General features: G+C 69.2%; 10 protein-coding genes. 4 read left to right on the plus strand and 6 right to left on the minus strand.

The genetic code is table 11. From position 1 onward, the window contains the following. The 6 genes from lnt to ppa form a co-directional block, all read right to left on the minus strand. Nucleotides 1-1,330 (minus strand): apolipoprotein N-acyltransferase (gene lnt, locus DMC18_RS05495; RefSeq protein ID WP_110132751.1); only part of this gene is annotated, 1,330 nt, incomplete at its 3' end. Further along, nucleotides 1,327-2,232: a transporter associated domain-containing protein gene (locus tag DMC18_RS05500; RefSeq protein WP_110118426.1), complete on the minus strand. Its 906-nt coding sequence runs from the start codon at nt 2,230-2,232 to the stop codon at nt 1,327-1,329. The genes lnt and DMC18_RS05500, both read right to left, overlap by 4 nt. Nucleotides 2,233-2,244: 12 nt before the next feature. Beyond that, nucleotides 2,245-2,718 (minus strand): rRNA maturation RNase YbeY, encoded by a 474-nt coding sequence (gene ybeY / locus DMC18_RS05505; RefSeq protein WP_110118433.1) that lies wholly within the window; start codon nt 2,716-2,718, stop codon nt 2,245-2,247. Between the two features lie 11 nt (nt 2,719-2,729). Next, nucleotides 2,730-3,677: a PhoH family protein gene (locus DMC18_RS05510; RefSeq protein WP_110132750.1), complete on the minus strand. Its 948-nt coding sequence runs from the start codon at nt 3,675-3,677 to the stop codon at nt 2,730-2,732. Next, nucleotides 3,674-5,026, minus strand: coding sequence for a tRNA (N6-isopentenyl adenosine(37)-C2)-methylthiotransferase MiaB (gene miaB, locus DMC18_RS05515; protein ID WP_110118427.1), 1,353 nt, complete (start codon nt 5,024-5,026; stop codon nt 3,674-3,676). Before miaB ends, DMC18_RS05510 begins: the two co-directional genes overlap by 4 nt. A 150-nt stretch (nt 5,027-5,176) precedes the next feature. Next, nucleotides 5,177-5,710, minus strand: coding sequence for an inorganic diphosphatase (gene ppa, locus DMC18_RS05520; protein WP_110118428.1), 534 nt, complete (start codon nt 5,708-5,710; stop codon nt 5,177-5,179). 354 nt (nt 5,711-6,064) lie between these two features. On the opposite strand from ppa, the gene rimP reads away from it, so the two are divergent. The 4 genes from rimP to DMC18_RS05540 form a co-directional block, all read left to right on the plus strand. Then, nucleotides 6,065-6,691 carry a ribosome maturation factor RimP gene (gene rimP, locus DMC18_RS05525; protein ID WP_110118429.1) on the plus strand — a complete coding sequence of 209 codons (627 nt, stop codon included), beginning with the start codon at nt 6,065-6,067 and terminating at the stop codon, nt 6,689-6,691. Between the two features lie 2 nt (nt 6,692-6,693). Continuing rightward, nucleotides 6,694-8,385: a transcription termination factor NusA gene (gene nusA, locus DMC18_RS05530; protein ID WP_110118430.1), complete on the plus strand. Its 1,692-nt coding sequence runs from the start codon at nt 6,694-6,696 to the stop codon at nt 8,383-8,385. Between the two features lie 63 nt (nt 8,386-8,448). Next, nucleotides 8,449-9,099 carry an RNA-binding protein gene (locus tag DMC18_RS05535; protein WP_110118431.1) on the plus strand — a complete coding sequence of 217 codons (651 nt, stop codon included), beginning with the start codon at nt 8,449-8,451 and terminating at the stop codon, nt 9,097-9,099. A 205-nt stretch (nt 9,100-9,304) separates the two neighbouring features. After that, a partial coding sequence (locus tag DMC18_RS05540) for a translation initiation factor IF-2 associated domain-containing protein (protein ID WP_199232542.1) occupies nt 9,305-9,722 on the plus strand: 418 nt, incomplete at its 3' end.

Genomic DNA, 9,722 nt, shown 5'->3' on the forward strand with positions numbered 1-9,722 from the left:
CGATGGCGCGGTAGCTGGCCAGGTTCAGGTGCTGCGGCGGGCCAGAGGTCACGCCGAACCAGGCGTCGTTGGAGACGTTGACCAGCGCCCGCACGGCGGGATCGGGGCGGGCCAAGCCTGGGAACAGGCTCTCGTAGCAGATCAGCGGCTGGACCTTCAGGCCGGGCGCGATCGCCAGCGGGGCGGGGCGCGGGCCGATGGCGAAGCCGTCGCCCAGGTGGGCCATGCTCTTGACGCCGATCGCGGTCAGCAGGCCCTCGGCCGGCAGGTACTCGCCGAACGGCACCAGCCGGTGCTTGTCGTAGATCCCGACCACCGTCAGGCCGCCCGCATCGCGGCGCAGGGCCACCAGGCTGTTGTAGTAGGTCGGGTGCTCGGCCGAGCCTTCGTAGCGGTAGCCGCCGATCAGCAGCAGCTGGCCCGGTTGCAGGGCGTCGGTGATCGCCTGGCGCACCCAGGTCCCGGGGGCCAGGTAGTCGTCGATGGCGGCGGGCAGGGCGCCTTCGGGCCAGACCACCACCTCGGCCGGTTTGCCGTCGGCATAGGGCTGGGCGGTGAGCGTCACGTAGTCGCGGACGATCGCCTGGAAGCTGGCGGCGTCCCACTTGGCGGCTTGCTGGACGTCGGCCTGGACGATGCGGATGCGGGGACCGGCGCCCGTCTGCGGCGGAGCCGCATGCAGGGCCAGGAAGCCGCCGCCATAGAGCGCGGCGAGGCCAAGAGCGGCCGCGCCGACGGCGATCCGGCCCGAACGGCCCTGTCGCCAGACGGCCGGGGCGGCGGCGATCGCCAGGGTGACGAAGGTCAGGCCGTAGGCGCCGATCAGGGCCGCGGCCTGGGACGGGGCCGAGCCGGCCCGCCAGGTCTCGCCCGGCAGGTTCCAGGGAAAGCCGGTCAGCACGTGGCCGCGCACCCACTCCAGCGCCGACAGGGCGGCTGCGAAGGCCAGCACCCGCACGGCGCCGGCGGGACGGAAGCGGCGATAGAGCAGGGCGGCCAGGCCCCAGAACAGCGCCAGGCCGGCGGCCATGGCGGCCACCGCGAAGGGCGCCATCCAGCCCTGGTTGGCGGCGTCGACCATGAAGGCCTCGCCGATCCACCAGGTGCCGAGGCCGAAATAGGCCAGGCCCGCCAGCCAGCCGCGCAGGAAGGCCGAGCGCAGCGGCCGGGGCCCGTCGATCCCGTCCAGCAGCCACAGCAGCAGGGCGTAGCCCAGCAGGCCGGGCAGGATCCCGAACGGCGGATGGGCCAGGGCCGCGGCCAGGCCGGCGACCAGCGCCAGGACGCGGTCGCGCCAAGCGGAGCGCTTGGTCAGCACGGAAAGCTTCAAGTGACGTCCACCGCGTCGAGCGGGACGTCGGCCTCGGCCGTCTCTTCGGCGCGGCGCACGCGCACCCGCAGCACTCGCCGGGCGTCGGCCTCCAGCACTTCGAGATCGAAGCCGGCCGGATGGCGCACGATCTCGCCCTGTTCGGGCACCTGGCCGGCCAGGGCGGCGACCAGGCCGCCGACGGTGTCGACCTCTTCCTCGTGCTCGGGCGGGGCCAGGGTCTCGCCGACCATCGCTTCGAGATCCTCGAGCGGCGTGCGGCCCTCGGTCTCCAGCGCGCCGTCGTCGGTGACGGTGACGCTGACGCTCGCGGCGTCGTCGTGCTCGTCGTCGATGTCGCCGACCACGGACTCGATCAGGTCTTCCATGGTGACGAGGCCGTCGACCCCGCCGAACTCGTCGATGACCATGGCCAGGTGGATGCGCTTGGTGCGCATCTTCAGCAGCAGGTCGGCGGCCCGCATCGAGGCGGGCACCAGCAGCATGTCGCGGCGCAGCTGTTCGAGGATGCGATCCTCGGGCTCGGGCCGCAGGTCGCCGTCGGCCAGCAGCAGGAAGACGTCCTTGACGTGGACCACGCCGATCGGGGCGTCCAGGGCCTCGCGATAGATCGGCATGCGCGAGTGGCCGGCCTCGACGAACTGGGCCACGACCACGGCGAAGGGGGTCTCGACCTCGACCGCCACCACGTCGGGGCGGGGGGTCATGACGTCGCCCACCTTCAGGGTCTTGAAGGCCTCGGCCTGGTCGACCAGGTCGGGGGCGGGGGGCGTGTCGGGATCGATCGGCCGCGCGGGCTCGGCCGGCGCGCCGCCGCGACGCAGCTTGCGGAAGAACGCCCGCAGGCCTCGGCTAAGTCGAGCCGGGCCGGCGGGCGTGGAACTCTGGTCGTCGTCGGGCATGCCTTTAGGTCTTCACCCCTGATTAGCCGACGCATCGTCGGCGTAAGGATCGGGCACGTCCAGTCCCGCCAGGATCTCGCGTTCGAGCGCTTCCATGGCCTCGGCCTCGTCGTCGCCTTCGTGGTCGTATCCTAAGAGATGCAGCACCCCGTGCGCCACAAGATGTTGCAGGTGGTGGGCCAGGGGCTTGCCCTGCTCGGCCGCCTCGCGGACGCAGACGCCGTAGGCCAGGGCGATGTCGCCGATCTGGCCTTCCGGATTGGCCGCCGGGTCCTGGGGCGCGGGGAAGGACAGCACGTTGGTGGCGTAGTCCTTCTGCCGGAAGTCGCGGTTCAGCGCCTGGACGCTGTCGTCGTCGGCCAGCAGGATGACGATGCCCTTGCCCTCGATGTCCTCGTGGGCGTCGAGCACCGCCTGGGCGGCGCGCCAGACCAGGGCCTCGGCTTCGGGCTCGGCCCTGGTCCAGGCCTCGTCTTCGATTTCGATATCGACGGTGATCATCGGGGAGTCGCCAGCAGGGCCGCGTCGGCGTCGTAGGCCTTGACGATGCGCTCCACCAGCGGGTGGCGCACGACGTCGGTCGCAGTGAAGCGGGCCACGTCCACGCCCTCGACCCCTTCCAGGATCGAAACGGCGTGGGCCAGGCCGGAGTCGCGGGGGTTCAGCAGGTCGATCTGGGTCGGGTCGCCGGTGACCACCATGCGCGCGCCTTCGCCCAGGCGGGTCAGCACCATCTTCATCTGCAGGCGCGAGCAGTTCTGCGCCTCGTCGACGATGACGAAGGCGTGCGCCAGCGTGCGGCCGCGCATGAAGGCGATCGGGGCGACCTCGATCTCGCCCTTGTCGCGGCGGCGGCGCAGCTGCTCGGCGCCCATGATGTCGGTCAGGGCCTCCCAGACCGGGGCCATGTAGGGGTCGACCTTCTCGTTCAGGTCGCCCGGCAGGAACCCGAGCTTCTCGCCCGCCTCGACGGCCGGCCGGGTGACGATCAGGCGGTCGACCTCGCCGCGCAGCAGCATGCCCGCGCCCTGGGCGACGGCCAGGAAGGTCTTGCCGGTGCCGGCGGGGCCCAGGCCGAAGACCAGCGGATGCCGGGTCATCGACTCCATGTAGCGGGCCTGGTTCTTGGTCTTGGGCGAGACGGCGCCGCGGCGCACGGCGCGCGGCGAGGCCTGGCCGCCGGCGCTGTGGGCTTCGCCCACGGCCACGCGGATGTCGGCCTCGACCACCTCGTGGCCGGCGTCGGCGCGCTCGGCCAGGGCGATCAGGGCGCGCTTGGCCGACGAGCGGCCCTTGACGTCGCCGGTGATCTTGACCCCGCCGCCGGGCGTTTCGAGCAGGACCTTGAAGGCGTCCTCGATCAGGGCGGCGTGGCGGCCCGACGGGCCGGTGACGGCGACGACGGCGTCGTCGGAAAGCGGCAGGAACTCAGGCGTGCGGCTCACGCGGTCTCCAGAACAGGTTCGTTGGCGAGCACGCCGGCCAGGCTCATCTTGGCGGCGCTCTCGATACGGACGGGAACGATCGTCCCGATCAGGTGCTCCCCGCCCGAGGCGTGGACGGCTTGCAGATAGGGGCTGCGGCCGACGATCTGGCCGGGGTGGCGGCCGGCCTTCTCGAACAGCACCGGCAGGGTCTTGCCCACCTGGCTGGCGTTGAAGGCCCGCTGCTGCTCGTCGAGCAGCTGGTTCAGGCGATCCAGCCGCTCGGACTTCACGGCCTCGTCGACCTGGCCGGGCATGGCCGAAGCAGGGGTGCCAGGACGCCGCGAATACTTGAACGAGAAGGCGCTGGCGAAGCCGACCTCGCGCACCAGGTCGAGGGTCTTCTCGAAGTCGCCGTCGCGCTCGCCGGGGAAGCCGACGATGAAGTCGCCGCTCATGGCGATGTCGGGCCGGGCGGTGCGGATGCGCTCGATCAGCTTCACATAGCTTTCGGCCGTGTGGTCGCGGTTCATGGCCTTGAGGATCTTGTCCGATCCGGCCTGCACCGGCAGGTGCAGATAGGGCATCAGCTGCGGCAGCTCGCCGTGGGCCTCGATCAGGTCCTCGCCCATGTCGCGCGGGTGGCTGGTGGTGTAGCGGATGCGGTCCAGGCCGGTGATCTTCGCCAGGCGACGGACCAGCTTGGCCAGGGTCAGGCCGCCGCCGTCATAGGCGTTGACGTTCTGGCCCAGCAGGGTGACCTCGCGCACGCCCTGGTCGGCCAGGCGCCTGGCCTCGTCCTCAATGGCTTCCGGCGGCCGCGACCACTCGCCGCCGCGGGTGTAGGGCACCACGCAGAAGGTGCAGAACTTGTCGCAGCCTTCCTGCACGGTCAGGAACGCGGTGACGCCATCGACCTTGCGCTCGGCCGGCAGGGCGTCGAACTTCTCGTCGGCCGCGAAGTCGGCGGCGAGCCTTTCGCCCGAGGCCCGGTGGGCGCGGGCGATCAGCTCGGGCAGCTGGTGATAGGCCTGCGGGCCGACCACCAGGTCCACGGCCCGCTGGCGGGTCATGATCTCCTGGCCCTCGGCCTGGGCGACGCAGCCGGCCACGGCGATGGTCATCTTGCCGCCGGCCTGGGCCTTGCGGTCCTTCATCAGCTTGATCTGGCCGAGTTCCGAATAGACCTTCTCGGTGGCCTTCTCGCGGATGTGGCAGGTGTTGAGCACGACGAGATCCGCGCCCTCGGGATCATCGACCACGCCATAGCCCAGCGGACGCAGGACGTCGGTCATGCGCTCGCTGTCGTAGACGTTCATCTGACAGCCGTAGGTCTTGATATAGAGGCGCTTTTGCGGGGTCTCGCTCATCCGGCGAGGTTATGGGGTCGAGCGGCCCCGCGCGCAAGGTCGCCATGGTCACACCCGGCGCCCGAACCCGCTGGAGAAGCCCCAAAAGAAAACGGCGCCGGAGAGGTCCCCGGCGCCGCATTCACGTTCTTTGGCGCGATCTTGGAAAGATCAGTAGCTCTCGTCGTGGCGCTTGATCGCCGCGCGGATCAGTTCGGCGGTCTCGTCCGGATCGGCCCAGCCGGTGATCTTGGTCGACTTGCCCTTTTCCAGATCCTTGTAGTGCTGGAAGAAGTGGGCGATCTGCTCGGTCAGGATGGTCGGCAGGTCGCGCCAGCTGTTCACGCCCGTGTAGAAGGGGTGCAGCTTGTCGACCGGCACGGCCAGGATCTTTTCGTCGCACCCGGCCTCGTCGACCATCATCAGGGCGCCGATCGGGCGGCAGCGGATGATCGCGCCAGGCACCACCGGGGTCGGGCCCACGACCATGATGTCGGCCGGGTCGCCGTCGTCGGCCAGGGTGTGCGGGATGAAGCCGTAGTTGGCCGGGTAGAACATCGCCGTGTGCAGGAAGCGGTCCACCATCAGGGCGCCGCTTTCCTTGTCGATCTCGTACTTCACCGGCTCGCCGCCCTGCGGGATCTCGATGACGGCGTTCAGGTCGTAGGGCGGGTTCACGCCCACGGCGATCTTGGAGAGGTCCATAGTGACTCTTCGTTGTGGGAAGGTTCCCGCGGGGAGGCGGGCCTCAAGCGGCCGCCTGTATAGGCCACAAGTGTTGCGATGCGAAAGAGGGGGCGTGCTCGCGCCTCGACTTGGCCGCAGAAAGCATATCGGATCTACGGCCGCGCCCGTTCAGTGACCGTGAGAACAGCGCGGCGACGTGGTTTACGGACGGCGGGGACGGGGCGCGCCGGCCGCTGTCGGAGCCCGTTCGCTAGGGGCTTCCACCCGCTCGCCTATCGCGCTATATAGCTCCTACATCGTCCGTTAGCGCTAGATGGCGCTTTCGAGCGGCGGCCCGAAAGGCTGCCGCTTTTTCTTTGGTCGCTCGCCAGCTTGGCTTTCTGGTCGGCTCGGGCGGCCCGCGAATTTGAGAAGAGAACCGTGCGCGGCAAGACGCGAGAAGACCTGGACCTGATCGAGATTCTCGATCCCGTCGCCGAGACCGTCGGCTACGAGATCGTCCGCCTGCGCCTGATGGGCGGGGCCGAGCAGCGCCGCCTGCAGATCATGGCCGAACGTCCGCTCCAGGAAGATGGAACGGGCGGCGACATGAACGTCGAGGACTGCGCCAAGCTGTCCCGCGCCATCTCCGAGGTCATGGACGCCGCCGACCCGATCGCCGGCGAATACACCCTGGAAGTCTCCAGCCCGGGCGTCGATCGCCCGCTGACCCGCCTGAAGGACTTCGAGACCTACGCCGGTCTCGAGGTGCGCATCGAGCTCGACCGCGTGGCCGAGGGCCGCAAGCGCTTCAAGGGCGAGCTCGCCGGCGTCGAGGACGACCAGGTCGGCCTCAACATCGAGGGCGAGGACGACGTCACCGTCTATTTCCCGTTCGCCTGGATCGTCGACGCGAAGCTCGTCCTGACCGACGAGCTGATGAAGCGGGGCGCCGACCAGCGCGCCGCCCGCGTGGGCGCCGAGAACGACAACGATTTGTCCGAAAGTGAAGAGGACTGACCATGGCCATCGGCATCGCCGCCAACCGGCTTGAACTGCTGCAGATCGCCGACGCGGTCGCCCGCGAGAAGGGCATCGAGAAGGAAGTCGTCATCGAGGCGATCGAGGAGGCCCTGCAGAAGGCCGCTCGCGCCCGCTACGGCGCCGAGCACGACATCCGCGTCAAGATCGATCCGCGCACCGGTGAGACCACCCAGAAGCGCGTGATCGAAGTCGTCGGCGACGACCACGAGATGGAAGGCGAGATCGGCAAGGTCCAGATCTCGTCGGCCAAGCGCACCTGGCGCGACGCCGAGATCGGCAAGGTCTACGAAGAATCCCTGCCGCCGTTCGAGATCGGCCGCGTGCAGACCCAGATGGCCCGCCAGGTCGTCATGCACAAGGTTCGCGAAGCCGAGCGCGAGCGCCAGTACGAAGAGTACAAGGACCGCTCGGGCGAGATCGTCAACGGCAGCGTCAAGCGCGTCGAATACGGCAACGTCATCGTCGACCTGGGCCGCGGCGAAGGCATCATGCGCCGCGACCAGTCGATCCCGCGCGAGAACTTCAACGTCGGCGACCGCATCCGCGCCTACATCTACGACGTCCGTCGCGAGACCAAGGGCCCGCAGATCATGCTGAGCCGCGCCCACGGCGGCTTCATGGCCAAGCTGTTCGCGCAGGAAGTGCCGGAAGTCTACGACGGCGTCATCGAGATCCGCGCCGTGGCCCGCGACCCGGGTTCGCGCGCCAAGATGGCCGTCATCTCGAACGACAGCTCGATCGACCCCGTCGGCGCCTGCGTTGGCATGCGCGGTTCGCGCGTGCAGGCGGTGGTCGCCGAGCTGCAGGGCGAGAAGATCGACATCATCCAGTGGTCGGAAGACGAAGCCACCTTCATCGTCAACGCCCTGGCCCCGGCCGAAGTCTCCAAGGTCGTCATGGACGAGGAAGACGAGCGCGTCGAAGTGGTGGTGCCGGACGAGCAGCTGTCGCTGGCCATCGGCCGCCGCGGCCAGAACGTCCGCCTGGCCTCGCAGCTGACCGGCTGGCAGATCGACATCATGACGGAAAGCCAGGAGAGCGAGCGCCGTCAGAAGCAGTTCGCCGAGGCCACCGCCCTGTTCCAGGAAGCCCTGGACGTCGACGAGGTCATCGCCCAGCTGCTGGTCACCGAAGGCTTCACCGCCGTGGAAGACGTGGCCTATGTCGAGTCGCACGAAGTCGCCTCGATCGAGGGCTTCGACGAAGAGACGGCCGAAGAACTGCAGGCCCGCGCCCGCGAGTTCCTCGAGAAGGAAGCCGCCGCCCTCGACGCCAAGCGCGTCGAACTGGGCGTCGAGGACGACCTGCTGGCCATCGAGGGCGTGACCCTCGCCATGGCCGTGGCCCTGGGCGAAGGCGACGTGAAGTCGGTGGAAGACCTGGCCGGCCTGGTGCCCGACGACATGCGCGGCTGGTTCGAGAGCAAGAACGGCGAGCGCGTGCGCGAGCCGGGCATCCTCGAAAGCTTCAACCTGTCGCCCGACGACGCCGAAGCGCTGATCATGCGCGCCCGCATCGTCATGGGCTGGGTCGAGGCTCCGCCGGAGCCGGAATACGAAGAAGAAGAGGCTCTCGAGGGCGAGGCTGACGCCGAAGGCGAGATCGAGGCGGAAGGCGAAGAAGCCCCCGCCGAAGAGGCCGCCTCCGAAGACGCCGCCGAAGAGCAGTAAGAAACCCCGGCCCCTCCGGCCTTCGGAGGGGCCGCTTCCTTTCAGGACCCCGTCACGGACTTCATGATCGACCAGGCCGCCCCCAAGACGCACGCCGAAGCCAACCGCCAGCGCAAGGACGTCGTCCTGGGCGAAGCGGTCGACGAGGCGCGCCTGGTGCGGTTCGTGGCCGGTCCCGACGGCGTGGTTGTGCCCGACGTAGCCCGCAAGTTGCCGGGCCGGGGCATGTGGGTCGCGTCCGATCGCGAGTCCGTCGCCGCGGCCGTCAAGAAGAACGCTTTCTCGCGCTCGGCCAAGACCAAGCTCGCCGCGCCCGCCGACCTGCCCGACCAGGTGGAACGGCTGCTGGCCAAGCGGGTTCTGGACGGTCTGGGCCTTGCGCGACGCTCTGGCGGCATTATCTCCGGATACGAAAAGGTTCTGGCGGCCCTCGCCTCGGGCAAGACCGCCTGGCTGATCGAAGCCGCCAATGGCGCCGAAGACGGCCGCCGCAAGGTGTTTTCAGCCGCTCGCAAAGCGCCTAACACGCCCAGAATCCTCGGGATGTTCACATCCGACGAATTGGGTTTGGCCTTGGGCGGGGAGAATGTGATACACACGGCGCTCCTCACGGGGCGAGGCACGGATCGCTGGACTTTGGATGTCGAGCGGTTATCAGGCTTCCGTCCTCTCATGCCGCCGGACTGGGTGGTGCGTCAGAACGAGGAGCCCTAGGCTTCGATGCGTCCTCGGATGACTTCATCCGGCGGTGCGAAAGGTCTAGAACCTGAATGTTGGAGCAAGCCGCCTAAGGCGTCGCGCTCTTGAGCGAAGGGCCGGGAAACGCGCTTCCTATTGGAGGTACGTCCAGGCCCCTTTCTCGTATGGATTGATCGGTTTTTGGGCCGGGAACCCGCCCGGCGGAAGTACAAGCGAGCGCATGAGCGACGAGAACGATAACGGTCGGCCTGGTTCCAACCCCGGTGGGCGAGCCCCCATCACCCTGAAGCCCCGCCAGGGCTCGGTGAGCGCCGGCGTTGTGAAGCAGAGCTTCAGCCACGGCCGGACGAAGACGGTGGTCGTCGAGACCAAGCGCACGCGTCCGCATGCGCCCGCCGCCGGCAACCTCGCCGCGCCGTCGCAGGCCGAGCGTCGCTACGACGCTCCGCGTCCGCAAGGGCAGGGCGGTGGCGGCGGTTCGTCGGCCGGCGGTCTGTCGCAGGACGAGATGCGCGCGCGTCAGCGCGCCATCGAAGCCGCTCGCGAAAACCAGGAGCGTCAGGCTTCCGAACGTCGCGCCGCCGAGGCCCGCGCCGCCGCCGAGGCGAACGCGGCTCGGGAAGCCGCGGCCAAGGCCG

The organism is Caulobacter sp. D5 (assembly GCF_003185805.1).
Lineage (GTDB): Bacteria > Pseudomonadota > Alphaproteobacteria > Caulobacterales > Caulobacteraceae > Caulobacter.

Coding starts and splice junctions, on each gene's coding strand:
- miaB (WP_110118427.1), bottom strand. CDS start 5,026: ATGAGCGAGACCCCGCAAAAGCGCCTCTATATCAAGACCTACGGCTGT.
- nusA (WP_110118430.1), top strand. CDS start 6,694: ATGGCCATCGGCATCGCCGCCAACCGGCTTGAACTGCTGCAGATCGCC.
- ppa (WP_110118428.1), bottom strand. CDS start 5,710: ATGGACCTCTCCAAGATCGCCGTGGGCGTGAACCCGCCCTACGACCTG.
- DMC18_RS05535 (WP_110118431.1), top strand. CDS start 8,449: ATGATCGACCAGGCCGCCCCCAAGACGCACGCCGAAGCCAACCGCCAG.
- DMC18_RS05500 (WP_110118426.1), bottom strand. CDS start 2,232: ATGCCCGACGACGACCAGAGTTCCACGCCCGCCGGCCCGGCTCGACTT.